Raw genomic sequence first — 20,250 nt, 5'->3', positions numbered from 1 at the left:
TTCTACCTTTACTAACTTATTGTACTCTCATAAAATTATATGTCAATATTTTCAATTTATTTATGAATTTTCATTTCATAAAGAGCATAGATATATAAAAAACTCCTTATAATGAGAATAGGCGTTCTGTATTTCTTACGTTCTTTTATTTCAACACTTTCAAGGTACTTCATTTAACTGAAGAACCCTAGCTATCTATGATTTTGACGGTATTTCCATTTTATGGTATTTCACTCATTTTCACTAAGGGGTATTCAAAATCAAGACGAATGTGAAATGGAGTTATAGGATAATTATATGTTTTCTTTTTTAGAAAAAAAGGGTATACTGTACTTAGAAATGAATATATTAAAAACGACTGAAGGTGTTGGAGCACCTTCAGCCATAACAATAGCTTGGTTCCCTGCAAGGGGGCTAGCAGCAGACAGAAATAATCCACCTGAGCCACGAACTCAAGGGTGGATTATTTTTTTTTGATTAAATGACAGCAGCGCTATAATTAACACTCCGAACGCAATCATGAGAGACATGCTTTCATATACCGTCATCATAGCACCACCCCCCTTCTAAAAAACTGGGAGTGATGCCAGCCACCCTTGAGTTAACCTATTATGCTATTGTCCTTTAATTATAGCATTTTATTCTTTCAATTTAATGTGTAATGACAATAATGTGTGAGCCTGTCGCTTTTTTTATTGCAATATTATGGTGGTTGAACCTCTACGTTTCTTTGTACATGTTTATCACCTTAGTTCAGTATACAAAGGGAGCCGAGAATTTAATAGCGAGCAATCATAAAATACTTTGTTAATAAAAAGCTGGAGAGGCCAAGCTCGTTTTCTTTGGAAATCGAACCCTCAACAACTCGGGATGTCCAAACTGTTTCAATTCACCCTAATAAGTTTCTAGCCCCTATAAAATGCTATAATAGAATGAGCAATAGAGCTTTCATGGGTGATAGCATGACAGTATTTGAGGGATTGTCACTTGATGATCTCTTTCGGAAGTTTGATTGTAGCCATACTTTCATTATTACTGCACCCTAATCATGAGACAAATAACAGCCAATAAGAAAGGTTTCTTTTTACAAAAGTGCATCTTTAAATCCCCTCGTTTATTACTTTTCTCTTAACATTGAATACTTTCGATAAGCCTTATAGAAACTTATACCAAAGAAAACAAACATAAAGGCGGGAAGCAACTTTAAAAGAACAAATGGAGTTTCAAATAAAAATGCTTTCCAAAATAATGCACCTTTCATACTCCAAAGACCTTCATGGTATAATCCCGAATCCTTGTAAGGCATAGGAGAAAAAACTAAACACAGTAAACTGAACCAAAATGAATAACCCATTAATCTTTTATAATAATTACCCTTTGATTGGCGATCCGAGAAAATTTCGTTTTGACCATTGTCTTCTTTTTGCCAATAGCGAATCCCACCAAACAAGGGGGCCGTTATATAATTCCAGCCGAAGTCTTCATATATCCCCTTGTATTCTTCAAGCTCTTTCTTTGGTAAATAATCTTGATAATCCAATCGCATCACATATCTCTTGTCGGTTTTTTCGAAAGTGTATATTCCTAATCCACTGATATTTGTACAGCGATAGCCTTTTTGTAATTGCTCATTCAGCCATTGCTCTTCTTTTTCGATATCAAAAAACACCTTAAACTTCTTCATTTGATTCACTTCCTTCATACAAGGATAAAATATGCAATAGCCTTTCTTGTTCCATTTTTAAAATGGCTCTTCCTTCTGCAGTTATCATATAAATTTTTCTCCTACCTGAATTTCCAACGAATTCAATCCAGCCATGTTTATTCAGGTTTTCAATCGCACCGTATAATGTACCAGCTGCTAAAATCACGGTACCATTACTTATCTTTTCTATTTTCTGCATTACGGCATAGCCGTGGAGTGGCTCACGTAGAGCTAATAAAATATAATGCATGGTTTCAGACAACGGTAATAATTTATGTTTCATATCCTCACCCTCTATTAAGTTCAACTATATAGTTCAACTTAATAGTAAGATAATACAGTTCAACTGAATAGTCAACAACATTTTTAAAAGTTAATCAAATAAACTTAAAGTTAACAAGGGAAAAATCAATCCAAAAAGTCGCTTTCCTTTACGTAGGAAAAGCGACTTTTTGTGTAGTCGTATTCAATTAAATGACCCGATTCCAGGACATTAATTTGCATTGCTTTTTTATATTTCTCAATTGTTCTTATACCCGCATTTTAATGGCATACGTTGACTTGTCAAAATTAGTTTGGGGAAAGATCCGATGACTGGAAAGTATAATAGTACAACTCGAAGATGTTCAAAGCAAAGAAAGAGGCGGACTGCAAAAGCAATTCTCACAAAGCATCCGCGGGGAACTTTTATAACGATCCATTTTTTGTACTTTTTTTAATGAAAAAGCCTGCTTGGAATCGACTTCCAAACAGGCTGTAAACGTTGATATAGCAGTAATATTAACGCTTCGAGAACTGAGGAGCTCTACGCGCGCCTTTAAGACCATACTTCTTACGTTCTTTCATACGTGGGTCACGCGTTAAGAGACCTGCACGCTTAAGCGGTGCGCGGTATTCAGGGTCAGCTTCAAGCAGCGCACGAGCGATGCCGTGGCGGATTGCGCCTGCTTGGCCTGTATAGCCTCCGCCTTGAACGTTGACCAATACGTCATAGTTGCCTAGAGTTTCAGTAGCAGCAAGCGGCTGCTTGATTACTTCGCGCAAAGCTGCGAATGGGATGTAGTCTTCTACTTCACGATTATTAACAACGATACGGCCTTCGCCAGGTACTAAACGTACACGGGCTATGGAGCTTTTACGACGGCCTGTACCATAATATTGAACTTGTGCCATTGTTATCCTCCTTTAAATTACCCGCGAAGTTCGTACACTTCCGGTTTTTGTGCCTGATGTGGATGCTCAGCGCCAGCGTAAACATTCAGCTTTCTGAACATTTGACGTCCCAAAGGTCCTTTTGGAAGCATGCCTTTGATCGCAAGCTCGATCATTTTTTCAGGTCTTTTTGCTCTCATTTCAGCAGCATTTGTTGCTTTGATTCCGCCTGCAAATCCTGAGTGGCGGTAGTACATTTTGTCTTGAAGCTTGTTGCCTGTCAATTCGATTTTCGCTGCATTCACGATGATTACATGATCGCCTGTATCAACATTCGGCGTATAAGTCGGTTTATGTTTACCGCGCAACAATGTTGCAACTTCTGTTGCAAGGCGGCCAAGTGTTTTGCCTTCAGCGTCAACGACGTACCATTTACGATTGATGTCACCGGCTTTAGCCATATACGTAGTACGCATTTGTTACCCTCCCAAATTATTAAAAAGTATCACATTCGTCGTATTTTTATTTTCATCACAATAAGTTTCCGGGGCTTATCGTGGAGATATAAAAATAATACCATAGGATATTCTATCTTCTTTGGCAAGCAAAGTCAAGCGGTTTTTGAACACCAGGCATGGTTGTCAGGAAATTTTAATCTGGACCGGAGTCGTTTTTTTAAAACCTGTGTCTTTTCAAATGAAAAACTTGTTTATGATCCGAATTTGAAAATTTAAGATCGGGAATTGGACTGTATGATCTGATATGAAGATATCTGATCCAAGTTCGAGGCATTATGGTCCGATCAAATTTTATGATCCACCAGGCCCTTTACTCATAATAAACTTCCCACAAATACAATCCTTCCGCTGGAGCCGTCTTCCCCGCCAAGGTGCGGTCTTTCGCAGCCAGAATGTCCGGAATGGCGCCAATGTCCATTTTTCCGCTTCCGACATCAAGCAATGTTCCAACGATGATCCTGACCATGTTATATAAAAAACCGTCTCCGATGAACGTCAGTACCAATTCGTTTCCGTGTTCTTCCATGTCCAATTCAAAAAGAGTTCTCACCCTGTTACCTGTTTCGGTTTTCGCAGAGCAGAAGCTTGTGAAATCGTGAGTGCCTGTCAAATGCCCAGCTGCTTCCCGCATTGCCTCTACATTCAAGCTCCCGCGAACATGCCCAGCGAAGTGGCGCTTAAAAGGATCCCTTACCGGGCCGCTATATAAAAAATATTTATATTTTTTCTTCACGGCATCAAAGCGGGCATGGAAATCGGAGCTGGCTTCCTCAGCTTTTAAAAAGGAAATGTCGTCCGGAAGGAGGCTGTTAAACGCTTTGATCCACTGATCACCTGAAAGCCTCAGAGGCGAATCAAAATGAATGACCTGGCCGCGGGCATGGACGCCGCTGTCCGTGCGCCCGGAAGCCGTCACACCAACGGCATGGCCTTTATGCAGTTTTTGGAGTACCTGTTCGATTTCTCCTTGGACCGTCCGCCCTTTCGGCTGGATTTGGTAGCCGGAAAAACCGGAGCCGTCGTAGGCGACGGTCGCTTTATAACGCTGCATATTTTTCCCCTCACAAATATCCTTTTTACGTCCTCAACCAGATCAGCACTCCTGTTAAAATGACAAACACGACAGCTGTTGCCGTATCACGGCCTTTCCATTCCAGCAAACGGTATTTCGTCCGCCCTTCTCCTCCGCGGTAGCCTCTCGCTTCCATGGCTGTCGCCAATTCCTCCGCCCGTTTAAAAGAGCTGACAAATAGCGGGATGAGCAAAGGCACGATGGCTTTGATCCGGTCCTTGATGGGACCGCTGGAAAATTCCACGCCCCTTGCCATTTGCGCTTTCATGATTTTATCCGTCTCATCCATCAAGGTAGGAATGAACCGCAAAGAAATGGACATCATGAGCGCCAGCTCATGGACTGGAAAATTGACCCGTTTTAAGGGGTTCATCAGGCTTTCAAGCCCGTCTGTCAATGTGATCGGCGTTGTTGTCAAAGTCATCAGGGTTGTTACAAATACGAGGAGGAAAAACCGTATGGAAATGAATATGGCCATTCGCAGCCCTTCCTCATAAATATGAAACTTGCCGATACTGAAAATGATCTCGCCTTCTTTGTTAAAAAAAAGCTGTAAAATGAAAGTGAAAATAATCAGGTAAATGACCGGCTTCAAACCATTCACCAGGAATTTGATATTCATTTTGGAAAGAAGGATCACCATAATGACAAAGCCTACAAGGATACTATAGGTAAAGACATTATTCGCCAAAAATACAATAAGTATAAAGCCGAATACAAATAATAGTTTTGAACGGGGGTCCATCCGATGAAGGATAGAATCGCCTGGAATGTAACGCCCGAAAATCATTTTTTCCATCATGAGACGCCACCGTCCTGCTCTTTCAATCTTGCCAATGCATCGGTCAGTTCCCCTAATGCCAGGTAAGTCTTTTCAAACTTGATATTCATCCGCTGTTCAAGCTCATATTGAAATTTGACAACCTGGGGAACATCCAGGCCCAATTCCAGCAGTTCTGCAGGATTTGAAAAAATATTTTGCGGATCACCGGTTCTTTGTACCTTCCCTTTATGCATGATGACGATTTGGTCCGCGTATTTCGCCGCATCTTCCATGCTGTGGGTTACTAGAATGGTAGATAGATTCTCTTTTTTGTGCAGACGTTGAAACATGTCCATGATTTCTGTACGTCCTCGAGGATCGAGCCCAGCGGTCGGCTCATCCAACACCAATACATCTGGTTCCATAGCGAGCACTCCGGCAATGGCCACCCTTCTCATCTGGCCGCCTGACAAGTCAAAAGGGGACTTCTGAAGAACGTCCTCCGGCAGTCCGACTTCTTTTATAAGCCTTCTGGCCCTTTGTTTTGCTTCTTCTTCCGAAACGCCAAAGTTCATCGGACCGAAACAAATATCCTTCTCTACCGTTTCATCAAAAAGCTGATGTTCCGGAAACTGGAAGACGATTCCGACCTTTTGGCGGATACCTCGAAGGTTTTTCTCCTTCTTCCCGCCTTCAATCGTTCTGTCGCCTATGATCACCCGGCCTTTTGTCGGCTGCAGCAAGGCATTCAAATGCTGAAGGATCGTCGACTTGCCGGAGCCCGTATGCCCGATCAGCGCCATAAACACACCTTGTTTAATGTTCAAATTGACATCTTGGATGGCCAGCCGCTCAAACGGCGTACCAGCCGAATACCGGTATTCTACTTCTTGAAATGTAATTTCCACAGATCATTCACCAACTCTTCATCTGTCAGGTACATTTTAGGCAAGTCCAGACCTGCGTTTCGCAATAAATGGCTCATTTTTACAGGAAAAGGGATATCCAGTCCCAAAGTGATCAGTTCCTCTTCCAGTTCAAAAATCTCCTCAGGCTTCCCTTCCTTGTACACCTGGCCCTTATTCATGACAATGATTCGGTCCGCCCTTGCCGCTTCTTCCAAATCATGCGTGATTGAAATGACTGTCAACCCCTGTTCCTCTTTCAACTCCCTGATGGTCTGCAGCACTTCCTCACGTCCAAGGGGATCCAGCATGGAAGTCGCTTCATCCAGGATAATGACCTTAGGGCGGAGCGCTATGACCCCAGCAATCGCCACCCTCTGCTTTTGGCCGCCGGAAAGATGGTGTGGCTCTTGGTTGAGAAATTCACCCATATGAACACGCTCCAATGCCTCTTGGACACGGCCGACCATTTCATCGTGCGGCACTCCGTTATTCTCCAACCCAAAAGCCACATCATCTTGTACTGTTGTTCCGACAAACTGGTTGTCCGGATTTTGGAAAACCATCCCTACCATCCGGCGGATATCCCAGATCGCCTCTTCGCTTAAAAGAAGATTCTGAACCTTGACCGTTCCTTGTTCCGGGAACTGCAATCCGTTCAAAATTTTTGCAAGAGTAGATTTTCCTGATCCGTTATGGCCGACCACTGCCAGCCACTCCCCTTCAGCTACTGAAAAAGAAACATCCTTTAAGGCATACGCCTCCTGTCCATTATAGCGGAAGGAAACATCTTCAATGGTAATCACCGGACCGGGCATCCCTTATTCCTCCTCGTTGCTTCGTAGGTTGATTTTAAAAAAATGCCTATAAATAGAAAAAAGCCTGCACCTTCCTCCAGGCGCCGGGCAGCCGGTACCTTGGCCCGGGCAGTTAAGCCGGGGGAGAAGGTGCATGGAGCTAGACAGGATCACTTTCTATTTGTTTGTGCCTATCGTAACGCTCACTGAAGCTTTATCGAAAAGCGGAAGCGCAGATACGCTGACGCTTCGCTATTAACTTTCCTTAAAGAAAAAGGGCGAGACTCGCGCGCCCTGCCCTTTTTCATCGCGAATTAAACTAATTCGATGATAACCATTGGGGCTCCGTCTCCACGGCGAGGTCCCAATTTCATGATTCGAGTGTATCCGCCTTGACGTTCAGCATAACGAGGTGCGATGTCAGAAAACAGTTTTTGCAATGCATCTTGTTTTTCTTCCGCGTTGGCTATCTCTTTGCGGATGAATGCCGCTGCCTGACGTCGCGCATGCAAGTCGCCGCGTTTTCCAAGCGTGATCATTTTCTCAACAACGGAGCGGAGTTCTTTCGCGCGTGCCTCAGTTGTTTCGATTCGTTCACTGATGATTAAATCTGTTGCCAAGTCTCGAAGCATAGCTTTGCGCTGAGAGCTTGTGCGTCCTAATTTACGATAAGACATTCTGGTTTCCCTCCTTCACGGTGACGTGTATTTTCGATTAGTCGTCTTTGCGAAGTTCGAGGCCAAGCTCATCCAGCTTCCCTTTTACTTCCTCCAACGATTTTCTTCCAAGGTTGCGCACTTTCATCATATCTTCTTCCGTTTTGTTGGCCAGCTCCTGGACCGTATTGATTCCTGCACGCTTCAGGCAGTTGTAGGAACGGACAGAAAGGTCCAGCTCTTCAATCGTCATTTCCAGAACCTTTTCCTTTTGGTCTTCCTCTTTTTCCACCATGATTTCAGCATGCTGAGCTTCATCCGTCAAACCGACGAAGATATTTAAGTGCTCTGTTAAAATTTTCGCACCCAAAGAAATGGCTTCTTCCGGGCTGATGCTGCCATTTGTCCAAACATCGAGCGACAGTTTATCGTAGTTCGTCATTTGGCCCACACGAGTATTTTCCACCTGATAGTTTACACGGGATACAGGTGTATAAATAGAGTCGATAGGAATGACGCCGATCGGAAGGTCGTCACGTTTGTTCATATCAGCAGGTGTATAGCCTCTTCCGCGCTGGGCGGTCATGCGGACACGAAAATTCGCATTGGCTGCAAGGTTGGCGATATGAAGTTCAGGATTCAAAATTTCCACATCGCTGTCATGCATGATGTCGGAACCTTTCACTTCCCCTTCGCCCTGCACATCGATTTCCAATGTCTTCTCTTCGTCCGAATATATTTTCAAAGCTAGTTTTTTAAGATTAAGGATGATAGAGGTAACATCTTCGACTACACCTTCAACGGTTGAAAATTCATGTTGTACACCTTCTATTTGAATAGAAGTGATCGCCGCACCCGGGAGTGAAGATAGTAAAATACGACGCAAGGAGTTACCCAAAGTTGTACCATATCCACGCTCAAGCGGTTCAATCACAAATTTTCCGTGTCTGGCGTCTTCGCTGATCTCAATCGTTTCTATTTTTGGTTTTTCAATCTCGATCATTCACATATACCCTCCTTCAAAACGTCGAAACTCCGGTCACTTTCCATAGATACTGACCGAAATTCCCCATGTTACATTTCATCTTTGCAACAACTGGTGAGGAAAAATCGAATTTTCACGATAAATTCATATATTACCCCATTATAGACAAGTAATACAGAATTTATACAAATTCATTATACACGACGACGTTTTGGCGGACGGCATCCGTTGTGAGGTACAGGAGTTACGTCCCTGATGGCTGTTACCTCAAGTCCGGCAGCTTGAAGTGCACGAATGGCAGCTTCACGTCCTGCGCCAGGTCCTTTTACGGTTACTTCAAGAGTCCTCATTCCATGCTCCATGGATGCTTTTGCAGCTGTTTCGGCAGCCATTTGGGCAGCGAATGGAGTGGATTTACGGGAACCTTTGAATCCAAGCGCTCCGGCAGAAGACCAGGATACTGCGTTACCTTGAGAATCAGTGATCGTTACGATTGTATTGTTAAAAGTGGAGCGGATGTGCGCAATACCACTTTCAATATTCTTTTTCACACGACGTTTACGAGTGTTAGTTCTGCGTGCCATTGATTAAAAACCTCCTTTACTGATTATTTTTTCTTACCTGCTACAGTTTTCCGCGGTCCTTTTCGTGTACGCGCGTTGTTCTTCGTGTTTTGTCCACGTACAGGAAGTCCGCGGCGGTGGCGAAGACCACGATAAGAACCGATTTCCATCAAGCGTTTGACGTTCAAAGACACTTCACGGCGAAGGTCACCTTCGACTTTCAATGTGTCAATGATCCCGCGGATTTTATCAAGTTCGTCGTCAGTCAAGTCGCGTACGCGTGTATCCTCGGAAACACCTGCTTCTGCAAGAATTTTGGAAGCTGTGTTTTGACCGATTCCATAAATATATGTCAATGCAATTACTACGCGTTTTTCACGTGGAATATCTACACCAGCAATACGTGCCATGCGTTAGCACCTCCTTCATTATCCTTGTTTTTGCTTATGCTTAGGGTTTTCACAGATCACCATGACTTTGCCTTTTCTACGGATGATTTTGCACTTCTCGCAGATCGGCTTTACTGATGGCCGTACTTTCATTTTTTAAAAACCTCCTTAAGAGCCTGAAGTGCACACTTATTTAAAACGGTAAGTGATTCTTCCTCTGGTTAAATCGTACGGAGAAAGTTCCACGGTTACTCTGTCACCAGGCAAAATTCGAATGAAATGCATGCGGATTTTCCCTGAAACATGTGCAAGCACCGTATGACCATTTTCTAATTCTACCTTAAACATGGCGTTTGGCAAAGTATCAACTACCTTGCCTTCAACTTCAATTACATCTTCCTTCGCCATCAAACTCGTCTCCCTTCTGTAATTCCAGAACATCATCCATGAATTTTCCAAGAGCCCATCGCAACTTCCCGTTAGTGACTTTGCCGGTATCCAGCATACTGCTCCGCACCTCCGGAGAAATATAGTCACAACACTCCAGGTGTTGAATGTTTTTCTTTTTGGGGCGGTCAAATTTTCGCTTGTCGCCATCCGCAATTAAAACAAACCGTTCATCAATGAGTTGAATAACAATCGCGAACTGCCCGGTATCTCGCCCTTTATTAATACTGACCACCTGGCCGATTTGAGGGTTCGAATCAGACTCTTTCAACCCGATCACCTGCGCTCACAATCTTGTTAATATCTCAAAACCTGCATCTGTAATGGCAATTGTATGTTCAAAGTGCGCACACATTTTGCCGTCAACCGTCACGACTGTCCAATTGTCCGCCAATGTTTTTACATAGCGGCTGCCGGCATTCACCATCGGTTCAATGGCTAGCACCATGCCAGGTCGTAAACGAGGCCCTTTATTAGGAGGTCCGTAGTTCGGGATTTGTGGATCTTCGTGTAAGCTTTGACCAATACCATGCCCTACATACTCACGGACTATGGAAAATCCATTGGATTCCACATACGCTTGAACCGCATGGGAAATGTTTGAAAGACGAGCCCCCGGCTTCGCTTCTTCTAAGCCTTTATAGAGGGATTCCTCTGTGACATCAAGCAATTGTTTCGTTTCGTCATCGATTTTGCCTACTGCATACGTCCACGCGGAATCACCATGGTAGCCGTTGTATTCAGCTCCGATGTCCAATGTGATGATGTCGCCATCCTTGAGGACACGTTTGCCGGGTATTCCGTGAACCAGCTCTTCATTTACAGATGCACAGACACTTCCTTTAAATCCGTTATACCCAAGGAAAGATGGATATGCATCATGCTGTTTAATAAATTTTTCGGCAATCGAATCGATTTCTTTTGTTGTGATCCCCGGCTGAATATGCTTTACCAGTTCTTGATGAGTCAGCGCAACAATTCGCCCTGCTTCTCTCATGATTTCTATTTCTCGTGGTGTTTTGCAAATAATCATTATTTCAAATCCCTTAGAAGTGAATCGATATCAGAGAAGACCTGGTCAATATGCTGCTGGCCATTGATGTTTTTCAAATAGCCTTTTTCCTTATAAAAATCAAGAAGCGGCTGGGTCTGTTTCACATTTACTTCCAGTCTGTTCTGAACCGTTTCTTTATTATCATCAGGACGCTGATACAGCTCTCCGCCGCAGCGATCACAAGTGCCTGTTTCGGCAGGCGGGTTGAAGACTAAATGATAAGTGGCACCGCAGCTCTTGCAAATACGACGCCCCGTCAGTCTTTCCATCAAAATTTCCTGGTCTACTTGAATATTGATCACATAATCCATTTTTCTTCCCAGCTCTGCGAGGATATTTTCAAGAGCTTCGGCCTGCGGCACTGTTCTCGGGAAGCCGTCCAGAAGGAATCCGTTGTCGCAATCCGCTTTGCTCAAGCGTTCGCGGACAATTCCGATCGTCACTTCATCCGGAACAAGTTCGCCTTTATCCATGAAGGATTTGGCCTGCATGCCAAGCTCCGTACCTTCGTTCATCGCAGCCCGGAACATATCTCCTGTAGAAATGTGCGGAATCCCGTACTTAGCCACAATTTTTTCAGCTTGTGTACCTTTTCCCGCCCCAGGAAGTCCCATCAATACTAAATTCATTCATACCGCCCCTTGCTTTCATCCGGGTCATTACCCGTCTGTTATTTAATGAAGCCTTTATAGTGGCGCTTGACCAGTTGAGCCTCCAGTTGTTTCATCGTCTCCAGCGCAACACCGACAACAATTAACAATCCTGTTCCACCAATTTGGGCAGCCTGGGGCAATCCTGCGAATTTGATAAAAAATACCGGCAAGATTGAAATGAGTGCCAGAAAAAGTGCCCCGACAAAAGTCAGTCTGTACAAAACGCGTGTCATGTACTCCTGCGTATTTTTGCCTGGCCGTATTCCCGGTATATAACCGCCCTGCTTCTTCAGATTTTCAGCAACCTGTTCAGGATTGACCTGAACAAATGCGTAAAAATAAGTAAAGGCAATAATCAATGCAACATAGATGATCATTCCGACTGGTTTCGTATGGTCAAAAAACGATTGAATCGTGCTTGCCAGTTCACTGGAACCAAAGAATGTCGTAATCGTTTGTGGAGTAACAATAAACGCGCTCGCGAAAATGACTGGAATAACTCCAGCGGCATTCACCTTTAAAGGCAAATGTGTATTTTGTCCTCCGACAGGGCTGCGTCCATCCATACGTTTTGCATATTGGATTGGAATTTTACGCAATGCCTGCTGGACAAATACGACGCCAACAATGATGGCAATAACAGCAAGCAGGATGAGCAGCATGACGACAATTCTAATAAACAATTGGTCTCCTGCACCTTCAAACTGCTGAGCATAGATCTGGTTCACGGCGTTTGGAATCCCAGCGACAATCCCGGCAAAGATGATGATCGAGATGCCGTTTCCGACGCCATGTGATGTGATTTGCTCGCCCAGCCACATCAAGAAAGACGTGCCAGCAGTCAAGACGATGGCAATGGTGATATACGTGCTGAACCCGGGATCTTTGATGAGCTGAAGCTGTGTCATCCGATTGAACCCGAAAGACATGCCCAACGCCTGGATGAAAGCAAGAACAATTGTGAAGTAGCGGGTAAACTGTGCCAGTTTACGCCTTCCCACTTCACCTTGCTTGGACCATTCAGTGAATTTTGGCACGACATCCATTTGCAGCAGTTGGACGATAATGGATGCCGTAATGTATGGCATGATACCCATTGCAAAAATAGAGAAGTTTTGCAGGGCACCGCCGCCAAAAATATTCATAAAGCCAAACAGACTGGCTTGATCTTGCATTTTCAGTACGTTTGCATCAACGTTCGGAACCGGAATGAAAGCCCCGATCCGAAAGACGATCAGCATCAATAGGGTGAAAATAATTTTTCTTCTTATATCCCGCACACGCATAAGGTTGGAGATCGTTTGAAACATTAAACCACCTCAGTTGAACCGCCGGCAGCTTCAATGGCTTCTTTTGCAGCAGACGAGAATTTATTCGCTTTTACAGTCAGCTTTTTCTCGATGTTACCTTTCGCAAGAATTTTGATGCCGGACTTTTCGTTCCGAACAACTCCCGTTTCAATCAAAAGCTCAGGAGTTACTTCAGTTCCGTCTTCAAAGCGGTTTAGTGCGTCCAGGTTCACAACCGCATACTCTTTGCGATTAATGTTTGTGAAACCGCGTTTAGGCAAACGTTGGAATAAAGGCGTTTGGCCACCTTCAAATCCAGGGCGCACGCCGCCGCCTGAGCGGGCATTTTGCCCTTTATGTCCTCTTCCGGCTGTTTTGCCGTTTCCTGAACCGATGCCGCGTCCTACACGGTTGCGCTCCTTACGAGCCCCTTCAGCAGGTTTTAACTCATGAAGTTTCATTTCGCGCACCTCCTTCATTCTTTGGTGATTATTGCTCTTTTACTTCTACAAGATGGGAAACTTTGTTGATCATTCCCCGAATAGCCGGATTGTCATCGTGCTCGACTGTTTGGTGAATCTTGCGCAATCCAAGTGCTTTCACAGTATCACGCTGATCCTGTGTCCGTCCAATCAAGCTGCGTTTGAGGGTGACTGCTAATTTTTGTGACATGATCTTCCCCTCCTTAACCTAACAGTTCTTCTACTGATTTATTGCGAAGCTTCGCTACATCTTCAGCACGTTTTAAGTTTTTGATTCCTTCAACCGTTGCACGAACCATGTTGATCGGTGTGCTGGATCCAAGTGATTTTGATGTGATGTCTGCTACTCCGCCAAGCTCAAGCACCGCACGGACAGGTCCTCCGGCAATAACTCCGGTACCTGCAGAGGCCGGTTTAAGCAATACTTGCCCGCCGCCGTAACGGCCGATGATTTCATGCGGAATGGTTGAGTCGACCAAAGGCACTTCAACCATGTTCTTTTTAGCATCTTCAATGGCTTTGCGGATCGCTTCCGGTACTTCTTGTGCTTTTCCGGTTCCGAAGCCGACATGGCCATTTCTGTCACCTACTACAACCAATGCGGTAAAGCGGAAACGCCGTCCACCTTTCACAACTTTTGCCACACGGTTTACTGTAACTACGCGTTCTTCCAGTTCAAGTTTGTTCGCATCAATTTGACGCATGTAGTCCGTCCCTCCTTTTATTAAAATTCCAGTCCATTTTCACGTGCTGCATCAGCCAATGCTTTTACACGCCCGTGGTAAAGGTATCCGCCGCGGTCAAATACTACTGATTTGATGTTTTTATCCGCTGCTCGCTTTGCGATGAGCTCTCCCACTTTCTGGGCAGCCTCTGCATTGCCGGCAGACTCGATTTCAAGCTCTTTGTCAAGAGTAGAGGCACTTGCCAATGTTACCCCATTTTCATCGTCGATCAATTGAGCGTAAATGTTTTTATTGGAACGGTATACGCTTAGACGCGGACGCGATTCTGTTCCGCTGATTTTCGTACGGACGCGTGCATGTCTTTTCTTGCGCACCTTGTTCTTATCAAGCTTAGTAATCATGCGAGTCACTCCTTTCAATGCCTAGCGGCTTTATTTACCTGTTTTACCTTCTTTGCGGCGTACATATTCGCCTTCGTAGCGAATTCCTTTGCCTTTGTAAGGCTCAGGCGGACGTACAGCACGAATGTCAGAAGCCAATGCTCCGACTCTTTCCTTGTTATAACCTTTAACAATCACTTTTGTGTTGGATGGTACATCGATTTCGATACCGTCCTCCGGTTCAAATTCTACAGGATGGGAATAGCCGACGTTCAGTACAAGCTTCTTGCCCTGTTTTTGCGCACGGTAACCAACACCGACAAGCTCAAGTGATTTTTCAAAGCCTTTAGAGACGCCCTCTACCATGTTTGCGACTAGGGAACGTGTTGTTCCGTGCAGGGAGCGGTGTTCTTTTGCATCGGATGGACGAGTCACGTTGATGACATTGTCTTCGATGCTGATATTGATATCTGAATTGAATGTATTGCTCAGTTCACCTTTTGGCCCTTTGACAGTCACTTTATTACCGTCTTTTGTCACTGTTACACCAGAAGGGATTTCAATTGGTTTATTGCCTATACGGGACATTGTATTGCACCTCCGTTCTTTCTGCTAGATTACCAAACGTATGCGAGTACTTCTCCGCCGACTTGTTTCGCTCTTGCTTCTTTGTCGGTGAGTACTCCCTGAGAAGTTGATACAAGCGCAATTCCAAGACCGTTCAATACTTTTGGAACTTCGTTTGCCTTCGCGTAAACACGCAGACCGGGCTTGCTGATACGCTTTAATCCGGTAATAACGCGCTCGTTATTCGCTCCATATTTAAGAAAAATGCGGATGATACCTTGCTTGTTGTCTTCGATGAATTCTACATCGCGGATGAAACCTTCTTTTTTAAGGATTTCGGCAATGTCCCTCTTGATTTTAGAAGCTGGAATTTCCAATTTCTCGTGGCGGACCATGTTCGCGTTTCGAATTCTTGTAAGCAAGTCTGCAATTGGATCAGTCATAACCATTAATATTTACCTCCTTCCCAATATCGGGCTTACCAGCTGGCTTTTTTGACGCCTGGAATTTGGCCTTTGTAGGCTAATTCACGGAAACAGATACGGCATAATTTGAATTTGCGAAGAACAGAATGCGGACGGCCGCAACGTTCACAGCGTGTATATTCTTGAACTTTATACTTAGGCGTACGCTTCTGCTTGACTACCATTGATTTCTTAGCCACTATTTCGCCTCCCTTTTACGATTACTTTTGAAATGGCATTCCAAATCCAGTTAATAGCTCGCGCGCTTCTTCATCGGTGTTGGCTGTCGTTACGATGACGATGTCCATTCCGCGAACTTTGTTTACTTTATCGTAATCAATTTCTGGGAAAATGAGCTGTTCTTTGATTCCGAGTGTATAGTTGCCGCGTCCGTCAAATGCCTTCTTGGAGATTCCACGGAAGTCACGTACACGTGGCAATGATACAGAAACCAATTTGTCAAAAAACTCATACATGCGCTCGCCGCGAAGTGTCACTTTTGCACCGATCGGCATTCCTTCACGCAGGCGGAATCCCGCAATGGATTTTTTCGCTCTTGTCACAACCGGTTTTTGGCCTGTGATCAAAGAAAGTTCTTCCACTGCATTATCCAGTGCTTTGGCGTTTTGAACAGCGTCGCCGACGCCCATGTTGATTACGATCTTTTCAATTTTTGGTACTTGCATGACAGATTTATAGTTGAACTTGCTCATCAGAGCAGGAGTGATTTCTTTTTGATATTTTTCCTTTAGGCGGTTCATATTGTGTACCTCCCTTCTTCTGCTTACTGGCTAATAATCTTGTCTTTTACGTCTGTGTCTAAAACTTCCCCGGATTTCTTGGATACCCGGACACTTTTCACTTTTTCTATACCATCTTTGCCTTTGATCGTTACTTTTTTATAGCCGATTCTTGTTGGCTCATTTGTTTTTGGATCGATGACCATAACGTTTGAAACATGAATGGCCGCTTCCTTGTCAAAAATTCCGCCTTGCGGATTTTCCTGGGAAGGCTTCGCATGTTTCTTCACGATGTTAACCCCTTCGACAAGCACACGTTCTTTTTTTGGGAATGCAGCAAGCACCGTGCCTGTTTTCCCTTTATCCTTGCCGGTAAGGACCATCACTTTGTCGCCTTTTTTAACGTGCATTTGAGAATCGCACCTCCTTGAGTGACCAAGTCTGATTTATATTAAAGAACCTCTGGAGCCAGAGAAACAATTTTCATGAAGTTTTTATCACGCAGCTCGCGGGCCACTGGTCCGAAGATCCGGGTTCCTCTTGGAGCCTGGTCGTCACGAATAATGACGCATGCATTTTCATCAAATTTAATGTAGGAACCATCCGGACGGCGTGCACCTGTTTTGGAGCGGACGATAACAGCTTTCACAACGTCCCCTTTTTTGACAACGCCACCGGGTGTTGCATTTTTCACCGCACATACAATGACATCACCGATGTTTGCCGTTTTGCGACCGGAACCGCCGAGCACCTTGATCGTCAACACTTCACGTGCTCCGGAGTTGTCAGCTACTTTCAAACGGGATTCTTGTTGGATCATTTGTATTTACCTCCCTTCGGATTTATCTATCCGAAAAAATTAAATGATAACCGCTTTTTCAACTACCTCTACAAGACGGAAGCGTTTTGTAGCCGATAGAGGGCGAGTCTCCATAATACGGACAATGTCCCCAACTTTAGCTTCATTATGCTCATCGTGAGCTTTGAACTTCTTGGAATACTTCACGCGTTTGCCGTACAAACTGTGTTTTTTATAGGTTTCAACCATTACTGTAACAGTTTTATCCATTTTATCGGAAACAACACGACCTGTGTACACTTTGCGCTGATTGCGTTCAGCCATATCCGCAACCTCCTTTCACCTATCGATTGGTTATGCCGATCTCTCTTTCGCGAATGATCGTTTTCATACGGGCGATCCCTTTGCGGACCTCACGGATGCGGGCGGTATTTTCCAATTGCCCTGTAGCTAGCTGGAAGCGAAGGTTAAATAATTCTTCCTTTAAAGACTTGATGTTCTGTTCAATTTCGGCAGTGGTCAAATCACGGATTTCTTTAGCCTTCATTTCGTTCACCACCAATTTCTTCTCGTTTGACAAACTTACATTTTACTGGAAGTTTGTGGGATGCAAGTCGAAGTGCTTCACGAGCCACCTCTTCTGAGACTCCGGCAATTTCAAACATGATCTTGCCCGGTTTTACAACAGCTACCCAGCCTTCAGGCGCCCCTTTACCGGAACCCATCCGTACTTCCAAAGGCTTAGCTGTAAAAGCTTTATGAGGGAAAATTTTGATCCATACTTTACCGCCACGCTTCATGTAGCGCGTCATGGCAATCCTTGCTGCCTCAATTTGGCGGTTTGTGATCCAGGAAGCTTCAAGAGCTTGAAGACCGTACTCACCAAATGCTACTTCAGTGCCGCCTTTTGCTTTGCCGCGCATTTTTCCACGGTGTGGACGGCGGTATTTGACTCTTTTAGGCATTAACATGATTAATTTCCTCCTTCCTCAGACTTTTTCTTTTCTGGAAGGACCTCTCCACGGTAAATCCAGACTTTGACGCCAAGCTTACCGTATGTTGTATCTGCTTCAGCATGTGCATAGTCGATATCTGCGCGAAGTGTATGAAGTGGAACAGTTCCTTCGCTGTAATGTTCCGAACGAGCGATATCCGCTCCGCCAAGCCGGCCGGAAACCATTGTTTTGATACCTTGTGCACCTGCACGCAATGTACGTTGAATCGCCTGCTTTTGCGCACGGCGGAAAGAGATCCGGCTTTCCAATTGACGAGCGATGTTTTCAGCAACAAGCTTCGCGTCCAAATCAGCTTTTTTGATTTCAACGATGTTGATGTGAACCCTTTTGCCTGTAAGCTTGTTCAATGCTTTTCTGAGTGCTTCTACTTCACTTCCACCTTTACCGATAACCATTCCGGGCTTGGCTGTGTGGACAGTGATGTTGATGCGGTTTGCAGCACGCTCGATTTCAATTTTGGAAACCGATGCATCTTTGAGCCGGTTTTCAATATATTCACGAACCTTGATGTCTTCGTGAAGTAAAGTTGCATATTCTTTGTCTGCGTACCATTTTGATTCCCAATCACGGATAATGCCGATACGCATTCCAATAGGGTTTACTTTTTGACCCACGAACTACCCCTCCTTCTGTTCTGATACCACAATCGTAATGTGGCTTGTGCGTTTGTTGATTTGGCTGGCTCTGCCTTGAGCACGCGGTCTGAAACGTTTCATTGTCGGACCTTCATCAACATATACTTTCGATACTAAAAGGTTGTTAACGTCCATATCATAGTTATGCTCTGCATTTGCTACAGCAGACTTCAAAAGCTTTTCTACAATCGGAGAAGCCGCTTTTGGAGTGTGCTTTAAGATGGCAATTGCTTCGCCTACTTGCTTTCCTCGAATAAGATCGACGACCAGGCGTGCTTTACGAGGAGCAATTCTAACTGTTCTGGCAACAGCTTTTGCTTGCATTAGGATGCCCTCCTCTCATTAGCGTCTTGTTTTTTTGTCATCTGCGGCATGACCTCTATAAGTACGAGTTGGCGCAAATTCACCGAGCTTGTGGCCAACCATATCTTCACTGATGTATACAGGAACATGCTTGCGTCCATCGTAGACTGCGATGGTGTGTCCGACAAACGCCGGGAAAATTGTTGAACGGCGAGACCAAGTTTTGATCACTTGCTTTTTGTCAGACTCATTCAAGTTCTCGACTTTTTTCATCAAATGCTCATCTACAAAAGGTCCTTTTTTCAGGCTGCGACCCATGCTGGTACCTCCCTTCGTGATTGTGCTACGGTCCGATAGAAGAACCGTAGGACAACCTCGTTATTTTTTGCGGCGGCGTACGATAAATTTATCCGACTTGTTCGTTTTCTTCCTTGTCTTGTAACCGATTGTCGGTTTACCCCAAGGAGTAACAGGGGATTTAAGACCGATCGGTGCTTTTCCTTCCCCACCACCATGCGGATGGTCGTTAGGGTTCTTAACAGAACCGCGGACGTGAGGGCGTCTGCCCAACCAGCGTGAACGGCCTGCTTTACCAATTGTTACAAGTTCGTGCTGCTCATTGCCCACTTCACCGATTGTTGCACGGCAAGTAGCAAGGATCATGCGCACTTCTCCGGAGTTCAAGCGGACAAGTACATATTTTGTTCCTTCTTTACCAAGAACCTGGGCAGAAGTTCCAGCAGAACGGATGAGTTGCCCGCCTTTGCCCGGTTTCAACTCGATGTTGTGTACGACTGTACCTACTGGAATAGAGGAAAGCGGTAGAGCATTCCCTACTTTGATGTCAGCCTCAGGGCCAGACATGACTTCCATACCTACTTGAAGATTTTTTGGAGCCAGAATATAACGCTTCTCCCCATCTTTATAGTGGATCAAAGCAATGTTTGCGGAACGGTTCGGATCGTATTCGATAGTAGCAACGCGTCCGGGTATACCATCTTTGTTGCGTTTGAAGTCGATAATACGGTATTGACGCTTATGACCGCCTCCGCGATGACGAACTGTGGTCCTACCTTGGCTGTTGCGGCCGCCTTTTCTATTAATAGGCGCAAGCAATGTCTTTTCCGGCTTGTCAGTAGTGATCTCGGAGAAATCCAAGCTTGTCATGTTGCGCCGCCCGTTGGAGGTAGGTTTGTATTTTTTGATCGCCATTTCTTTCCCTCCTCTGCT

At 44.6% G+C, this 20,250-nt stretch carries 37 protein-coding genes; 1 reads left to right on the top strand and 36 read right to left on the bottom strand.

Annotation, left to right across the window (positions count from 1 at the left end; genetic code table 11):
• Positions 1 to 452 precede the first annotated feature (452 nt).
• A complete protein-coding gene (locus tag D4N35_RS18400) occupies positions 453 to 551 on the bottom strand; it encodes a putative holin-like toxin (protein WP_235870348.1) in 99 nt (32 codons plus the stop codon).
• Positions 552 to 972: 421 nt separating this feature from the next.
• Here D4N35_RS18400 and D4N35_RS18650 point away from each other — a divergent pair, with 421 nt between their 5' ends.
• Positions 973 to 1,071 carry a putative holin-like toxin gene (locus D4N35_RS18650; RefSeq protein WP_369122668.1) on the top strand — a complete coding sequence of 33 codons (99 nt, stop codon included), beginning with the start codon at positions 973 to 975 and terminating at the stop codon, positions 1,069 to 1,071.
• A 46-nt stretch (positions 1,072 to 1,117) separates the two neighbouring features.
• Here the strand turns inward: D4N35_RS18650 and D4N35_RS09605 are convergent, their stop codons facing one another.
• The 35 genes from D4N35_RS09605 to rplB all read right to left on the bottom strand — a co-directional run bounded on the left by D4N35_RS09605 (position 1,118) and on the right by rplB (position 20,232).
• Positions 1,118 to 1,684 carry a DUF2812 domain-containing protein gene (locus D4N35_RS09605; protein ID WP_120072899.1) on the bottom strand — a complete coding sequence of 189 codons (567 nt, stop codon included), beginning with the start codon at positions 1,682 to 1,684 and terminating at the stop codon, positions 1,118 to 1,120.
• Positions 1,671 to 1,988 carry a PadR family transcriptional regulator gene (locus D4N35_RS09600; protein ID WP_120072897.1) on the bottom strand — a complete coding sequence of 106 codons (318 nt, stop codon included), beginning with the start codon at positions 1,986 to 1,988 and terminating at the stop codon, positions 1,671 to 1,673. Before D4N35_RS09600 ends, D4N35_RS09605 begins: the two co-directional genes overlap by 14 nt.
• 497 nt (positions 1,989 to 2,485) lie before the next feature.
• A complete protein-coding gene (gene rpsI / locus D4N35_RS09595; protein WP_120072895.1) occupies positions 2,486 to 2,878 on the bottom strand; it encodes a 30S ribosomal protein S9 in 393 nt (130 codons plus the stop codon).
• Positions 2,879 to 2,895: 17 nt separating this feature from the next.
• Positions 2,896 to 3,333: a 50S ribosomal protein L13 gene (rplM, locus tag D4N35_RS09590; RefSeq protein WP_120072893.1), complete on the bottom strand. Its 438-nt coding sequence runs from the start codon at positions 3,331 to 3,333 to the stop codon at positions 2,896 to 2,898.
• A gap of 352 nt (positions 3,334 to 3,685) precedes the next feature.
• Positions 3,686 to 4,426 carry a tRNA pseudouridine(38-40) synthase TruA gene (gene truA / locus D4N35_RS09585; RefSeq protein ID WP_120072891.1) on the bottom strand — a complete coding sequence of 247 codons (741 nt, stop codon included), beginning with the start codon at positions 4,424 to 4,426 and terminating at the stop codon, positions 3,686 to 3,688.
• A 25-nt stretch (positions 4,427 to 4,451) separates the two neighbouring features.
• On the bottom strand, positions 4,452 to 5,249 hold the full coding sequence (locus tag D4N35_RS09580) for an energy-coupling factor transporter transmembrane component T family protein (protein ID WP_120072889.1): 798 nt from the start codon (positions 5,247 to 5,249) through the stop codon (positions 4,452 to 4,454).
• Positions 5,246 to 6,118, bottom strand: coding sequence for an energy-coupling factor ABC transporter ATP-binding protein (locus D4N35_RS09575; protein ID WP_120072886.1), 873 nt, complete (start codon positions 6,116 to 6,118; stop codon positions 5,246 to 5,248). The genes D4N35_RS09580 and D4N35_RS09575 overlap by 4 nt, the downstream gene beginning before the upstream one ends.
• Positions 6,094 to 6,933, bottom strand: coding sequence for an energy-coupling factor ABC transporter ATP-binding protein (locus D4N35_RS09570; protein WP_120072884.1), 840 nt, complete (start codon positions 6,931 to 6,933; stop codon positions 6,094 to 6,096). The genes D4N35_RS09575 and D4N35_RS09570 overlap by 25 nt, the downstream gene beginning before the upstream one ends.
• A 293-nt stretch (positions 6,934 to 7,226) precedes the next feature.
• Positions 7,227 to 7,589: a 50S ribosomal protein L17 gene (gene rplQ / locus D4N35_RS09565; RefSeq protein WP_120072882.1), complete on the bottom strand. Its 363-nt coding sequence runs from the start codon at positions 7,587 to 7,589 to the stop codon at positions 7,227 to 7,229.
• Between the two features lie 37 nt (positions 7,590 to 7,626).
• Positions 7,627 to 8,571: a DNA-directed RNA polymerase subunit alpha gene (locus tag D4N35_RS09560; protein ID WP_120072880.1), complete on the bottom strand. Its 945-nt coding sequence runs from the start codon at positions 8,569 to 8,571 to the stop codon at positions 7,627 to 7,629.
• A gap of 176 nt (positions 8,572 to 8,747) precedes the next feature.
• Positions 8,748 to 9,137, bottom strand: a complete 390-nt coding sequence (rpsK, locus tag D4N35_RS09555) for a 30S ribosomal protein S11 (protein ID WP_120072878.1) — start codon at positions 9,135 to 9,137, stop codon at positions 8,748 to 8,750.
• Between the two features lie 23 nt (positions 9,138 to 9,160).
• Positions 9,161 to 9,526 (bottom strand): 30S ribosomal protein S13, encoded by a 366-nt coding sequence (gene rpsM, locus D4N35_RS09550; RefSeq protein WP_120072876.1) that lies wholly within the window; start codon positions 9,524 to 9,526, stop codon positions 9,161 to 9,163.
• Between the two features lie 18 nt (positions 9,527 to 9,544).
• Positions 9,545 to 9,658 carry a 50S ribosomal protein L36 gene (rpmJ, locus tag D4N35_RS09545; protein WP_016205879.1) on the bottom strand — a complete coding sequence of 38 codons (114 nt, stop codon included), beginning with the start codon at positions 9,656 to 9,658 and terminating at the stop codon, positions 9,545 to 9,547.
• A gap of 36 nt (positions 9,659 to 9,694) precedes the next feature.
• Positions 9,695 to 9,913 (bottom strand): translation initiation factor IF-1, encoded by a 219-nt coding sequence (infA, locus tag D4N35_RS09540; RefSeq protein ID WP_018708754.1) that lies wholly within the window; start codon positions 9,911 to 9,913, stop codon positions 9,695 to 9,697.
• Positions 9,891 to 10,223, bottom strand: coding sequence for a KOW domain-containing RNA-binding protein (locus D4N35_RS09535; RefSeq protein WP_120072874.1), 333 nt, complete (start codon positions 10,221 to 10,223; stop codon positions 9,891 to 9,893). Before D4N35_RS09535 ends, infA begins: the two co-directional genes overlap by 23 nt.
• A gap of 15 nt (positions 10,224 to 10,238) precedes the next feature.
• Positions 10,239 to 10,985 (bottom strand): type I methionyl aminopeptidase, encoded by a 747-nt coding sequence (map, locus tag D4N35_RS09530; RefSeq protein ID WP_120072872.1) that lies wholly within the window; start codon positions 10,983 to 10,985, stop codon positions 10,239 to 10,241.
• Entirely contained in the window at positions 10,985 to 11,635 is a 651-nt protein-coding gene (locus D4N35_RS09525) for an adenylate kinase (RefSeq protein WP_120072870.1), read from the bottom strand. Before D4N35_RS09525 ends, map begins: the two co-directional genes overlap by 1 nt.
• Positions 11,636 to 11,676: 41 nt before the next feature.
• Entirely contained in the window at positions 11,677 to 12,969 is a 1,293-nt protein-coding gene (gene secY, locus D4N35_RS09520) for a preprotein translocase subunit SecY (RefSeq protein ID WP_120072868.1), read from the bottom strand.
• Positions 12,969 to 13,409: a 50S ribosomal protein L15 gene (rplO, locus tag D4N35_RS09515; RefSeq protein WP_120072866.1), complete on the bottom strand. Its 441-nt coding sequence runs from the start codon at positions 13,407 to 13,409 to the stop codon at positions 12,969 to 12,971. The genes secY and rplO overlap by 1 nt, the downstream gene beginning before the upstream one ends.
• A gap of 28 nt (positions 13,410 to 13,437) precedes the next feature.
• Positions 13,438 to 13,620, bottom strand: coding sequence for a 50S ribosomal protein L30 (gene rpmD, locus D4N35_RS09510; protein WP_120072864.1), 183 nt, complete (start codon positions 13,618 to 13,620; stop codon positions 13,438 to 13,440).
• Positions 13,621 to 13,633: 13 nt separating this feature from the next.
• Complete coding sequence (gene rpsE, locus D4N35_RS09505) at positions 13,634 to 14,134, bottom strand: 30S ribosomal protein S5 (protein ID WP_120072862.1); 501 nt, start codon at positions 14,132 to 14,134, stop codon at positions 13,634 to 13,636.
• Positions 14,135 to 14,154: 20 nt separating this feature from the next.
• Positions 14,155 to 14,517: a 50S ribosomal protein L18 gene (rplR, locus tag D4N35_RS09500; protein ID WP_120072860.1), complete on the bottom strand. Its 363-nt coding sequence runs from the start codon at positions 14,515 to 14,517 to the stop codon at positions 14,155 to 14,157.
• A 30-nt stretch (positions 14,518 to 14,547) separates the two neighbouring features.
• A complete protein-coding gene (rplF, locus tag D4N35_RS09495; protein WP_120072858.1) occupies positions 14,548 to 15,084 on the bottom strand; it encodes a 50S ribosomal protein L6 in 537 nt (178 codons plus the stop codon).
• Between the two features lie 29 nt (positions 15,085 to 15,113).
• Entirely contained in the window at positions 15,114 to 15,512 is a 399-nt protein-coding gene (gene rpsH / locus D4N35_RS09490) for a 30S ribosomal protein S8 (protein ID WP_120072856.1), read from the bottom strand.
• Between the two features lie 29 nt (positions 15,513 to 15,541).
• Complete coding sequence (locus D4N35_RS09485; RefSeq protein ID WP_018708743.1) at positions 15,542 to 15,727, bottom strand: type Z 30S ribosomal protein S14; 186 nt, start codon at positions 15,725 to 15,727, stop codon at positions 15,542 to 15,544.
• A 21-nt stretch (positions 15,728 to 15,748) separates the two neighbouring features.
• A complete protein-coding gene (rplE, locus tag D4N35_RS09480; protein ID WP_018708742.1) occupies positions 15,749 to 16,288 on the bottom strand; it encodes a 50S ribosomal protein L5 in 540 nt (179 codons plus the stop codon).
• A gap of 23 nt (positions 16,289 to 16,311) precedes the next feature.
• Entirely contained in the window at positions 16,312 to 16,677 is a 366-nt protein-coding gene (rplX, locus tag D4N35_RS09475; RefSeq protein ID WP_120072854.1) for a 50S ribosomal protein L24, read from the bottom strand.
• 41 nt (positions 16,678 to 16,718) lie between these two features.
• Positions 16,719 to 17,087 carry a 50S ribosomal protein L14 gene (rplN, locus tag D4N35_RS09470; RefSeq protein WP_120072852.1) on the bottom strand — a complete coding sequence of 123 codons (369 nt, stop codon included), beginning with the start codon at positions 17,085 to 17,087 and terminating at the stop codon, positions 16,719 to 16,721.
• Between the two features lie 39 nt (positions 17,088 to 17,126).
• Positions 17,127 to 17,390 (bottom strand): 30S ribosomal protein S17, encoded by a 264-nt coding sequence (gene rpsQ / locus D4N35_RS09465; RefSeq protein ID WP_120072850.1) that lies wholly within the window; start codon positions 17,388 to 17,390, stop codon positions 17,127 to 17,129.
• A 19-nt stretch (positions 17,391 to 17,409) separates the two neighbouring features.
• The gene (gene rpmC, locus D4N35_RS09460) at positions 17,410 to 17,613 is read right to left on the bottom strand and encodes a 50S ribosomal protein L29 (RefSeq protein ID WP_120072848.1); all 204 of its coding nucleotides are present in this window, start codon (positions 17,611 to 17,613) and stop codon (positions 17,410 to 17,412) included.
• The gene (gene rplP, locus D4N35_RS09455; protein ID WP_120072845.1) at positions 17,603 to 18,037 is read right to left on the bottom strand and encodes a 50S ribosomal protein L16; all 435 of its coding nucleotides are present in this window, start codon (positions 18,035 to 18,037) and stop codon (positions 17,603 to 17,605) included. Before rplP ends, rpmC begins: the two co-directional genes overlap by 11 nt.
• A 2-nt stretch (positions 18,038 to 18,039) precedes the next feature.
• Positions 18,040 to 18,696: a 30S ribosomal protein S3 gene (gene rpsC / locus D4N35_RS09450; protein WP_018708736.1), complete on the bottom strand. Its 657-nt coding sequence runs from the start codon at positions 18,694 to 18,696 to the stop codon at positions 18,040 to 18,042.
• Positions 18,697 to 18,699: 3 nt separating this feature from the next.
• Positions 18,700 to 19,041: a 50S ribosomal protein L22 gene (rplV, locus tag D4N35_RS09445; protein WP_120072843.1), complete on the bottom strand. Its 342-nt coding sequence runs from the start codon at positions 19,039 to 19,041 to the stop codon at positions 18,700 to 18,702.
• 18 nt (positions 19,042 to 19,059) lie between these two features.
• Positions 19,060 to 19,338, bottom strand: coding sequence for a 30S ribosomal protein S19 (gene rpsS / locus D4N35_RS09440; RefSeq protein WP_120072841.1), 279 nt, complete (start codon positions 19,336 to 19,338; stop codon positions 19,060 to 19,062).
• Positions 19,339 to 19,398: 60 nt separating this feature from the next.
• Entirely contained in the window at positions 19,399 to 20,232 is an 834-nt protein-coding gene (gene rplB, locus D4N35_RS09435) for a 50S ribosomal protein L2 (RefSeq protein WP_120072839.1), read from the bottom strand.
• Between the last annotated feature and the right edge of the window lie 18 nt (positions 20,233 to 20,250).

The organism is Siminovitchia fortis (assembly GCF_003605365.2).
Classification (GTDB): domain Bacteria; phylum Bacillota; class Bacilli; order Bacillales; family Bacillaceae_C; genus Siminovitchia; species Siminovitchia fortis.
Note: the sequence above shows the minus strand (reverse complement) of the source record. Positions and strands in the feature narration are given on the sequence as shown.

What these genes read in the sequence shown, in the direction of transcription:
- rplR (WP_120072860.1), bottom strand. Translation starts at nt 14,517, where the DNA reads ATGATTACTAAGCTTGATAAGAACAAGGTGCGCAAGAAAAGACATGCA.
- D4N35_RS09600 (WP_120072897.1), bottom strand. Translation starts at nt 1,988, where the DNA reads ATGAAACATAAATTATTACCGTTGTCTGAAACCATGCATTATATTTTA.
- rplO (WP_120072866.1), bottom strand. Translation starts at nt 13,409, where the DNA reads ATGAAACTTCATGAGTTAAAACCTGCTGAAGGGGCTCGTAAGGAGCGC.
- rpsH (WP_120072856.1), bottom strand. Translation starts at nt 15,512, where the DNA reads ATGGTTATGACTGATCCAATTGCAGACTTGCTTACAAGAATTCGAAAC.
- rplM (WP_120072893.1), bottom strand. Translation starts at nt 3,333, where the DNA reads ATGCGTACTACGTATATGGCTAAAGCCGGTGACATCAATCGTAAATGG.
- rpsI (WP_120072895.1), bottom strand. Translation starts at nt 2,878, where the DNA reads ATGGCACAAGTTCAATATTATGGTACAGGCCGTCGTAAAAGCTCCATA.
- rplQ (WP_120072882.1), bottom strand. Translation starts at nt 7,589, where the DNA reads ATGTCTTATCGTAAATTAGGACGCACAAGCTCTCAGCGCAAAGCTATG.
- rplP (WP_120072845.1), bottom strand. Translation starts at nt 18,037, where the DNA reads ATGTTAATGCCTAAAAGAGTCAAATACCGCCGTCCACACCGTGGAAAA.
- D4N35_RS09560 (WP_120072880.1), bottom strand. Translation starts at nt 8,571, where the DNA reads ATGATCGAGATTGAAAAACCAAAAATAGAAACGATTGAGATCAGCGAA.
- D4N35_RS09580 (WP_120072889.1), bottom strand. Translation starts at nt 5,249, where the DNA reads ATGATGGAAAAAATGATTTTCGGGCGTTACATTCCAGGCGATTCTATC.
- infA (WP_018708754.1), bottom strand. Translation starts at nt 9,913, where the DNA reads ATGGCGAAGGAAGATGTAATTGAAGTTGAAGGCAAGGTAGTTGATACT.
- rpsM (WP_120072876.1), bottom strand. Translation starts at nt 9,526, where the DNA reads ATGGCACGTATTGCTGGTGTAGATATTCCACGTGAAAAACGCGTAGTA.
- map (WP_120072872.1), bottom strand. Translation starts at nt 10,985, where the DNA reads ATGATTATTTGCAAAACACCACGAGAAATAGAAATCATGAGAGAAGCA.
- secY (WP_120072868.1), bottom strand. Translation starts at nt 12,969, where the DNA reads ATGTTTCAAACGATCTCCAACCTTATGCGTGTGCGGGATATAAGAAGA.
- rpmJ (WP_016205879.1), bottom strand. Translation starts at nt 9,658, where the DNA reads ATGAAAGTACGGCCATCAGTAAAGCCGATCTGCGAGAAGTGCAAAATC.
- rpmD (WP_120072864.1), bottom strand. Translation starts at nt 13,620, where the DNA reads ATGTCACAAAAATTAGCAGTCACCCTCAAACGCAGCTTGATTGGACGG.
- rpsQ (WP_120072850.1), bottom strand. Translation starts at nt 17,390, where the DNA reads ATGGCTGAACGCAATCAGCGCAAAGTGTACACAGGTCGTGTTGTTTCC.
- rplX (WP_120072854.1), bottom strand. Translation starts at nt 16,677, where the DNA reads ATGCACGTTAAAAAAGGCGACAAAGTGATGGTCCTTACCGGCAAGGAT.
- rpsS (WP_120072841.1), bottom strand. Translation starts at nt 19,338, where the DNA reads ATGGGTCGCAGCCTGAAAAAAGGACCTTTTGTAGATGAGCATTTGATG.
- rplF (WP_120072858.1), bottom strand. Translation starts at nt 15,084, where the DNA reads ATGTCCCGTATAGGCAATAAACCAATTGAAATCCCTTCTGGTGTAACA.
- rpsE (WP_120072862.1), bottom strand. Translation starts at nt 14,134, where the DNA reads ATGCGTCAAATTGATGCGAACAAACTTGAACTGGAAGAACGCGTAGTT.
- rplE (WP_018708742.1), bottom strand. Translation starts at nt 16,288, where the DNA reads ATGAACCGCCTAAAGGAAAAATATCAAAAAGAAATCACTCCTGCTCTG.
- rplV (WP_120072843.1), bottom strand. Translation starts at nt 19,041, where the DNA reads ATGCAAGCAAAAGCTGTTGCCAGAACAGTTAGAATTGCTCCTCGTAAA.
- D4N35_RS18400 (WP_235870348.1), bottom strand. Translation starts at nt 551, where the DNA reads ATGATGACGGTATATGAAAGCATGTCTCTCATGATTGCGTTCGGAGTG.
- rpmC (WP_120072848.1), bottom strand. Translation starts at nt 17,613, where the DNA reads ATGAAGGCTAAAGAAATCCGTGATTTGACCACTGCCGAAATTGAACAG.
- D4N35_RS09605 (WP_120072899.1), bottom strand. Translation starts at nt 1,684, where the DNA reads ATGAAGAAGTTTAAGGTGTTTTTTGATATCGAAAAAGAAGAGCAATGG.
- D4N35_RS09570 (WP_120072884.1), bottom strand. Translation starts at nt 6,933, where the DNA reads ATGCCCGGTCCGGTGATTACCATTGAAGATGTTTCCTTCCGCTATAAT.
- D4N35_RS09525 (WP_120072870.1), bottom strand. Translation starts at nt 11,635, where the DNA reads ATGAATTTAGTATTGATGGGACTTCCTGGGGCGGGAAAAGGTACACAA.
- rplN (WP_120072852.1), bottom strand. Translation starts at nt 17,087, where the DNA reads ATGATCCAACAAGAATCCCGTTTGAAAGTAGCTGACAACTCCGGAGCA.
- truA (WP_120072891.1), bottom strand. Translation starts at nt 4,426, where the DNA reads ATGCAGCGTTATAAAGCGACCGTCGCCTACGACGGCTCCGGTTTTTCC.
- rplB (WP_120072839.1), bottom strand. Translation starts at nt 20,232, where the DNA reads ATGGCGATCAAAAAATACAAACCTACCTCCAACGGGCGGCGCAACATG.
- rpsK (WP_120072878.1), bottom strand. Translation starts at nt 9,137, where the DNA reads ATGGCACGCAGAACTAACACTCGTAAACGTCGTGTGAAAAAGAATATT.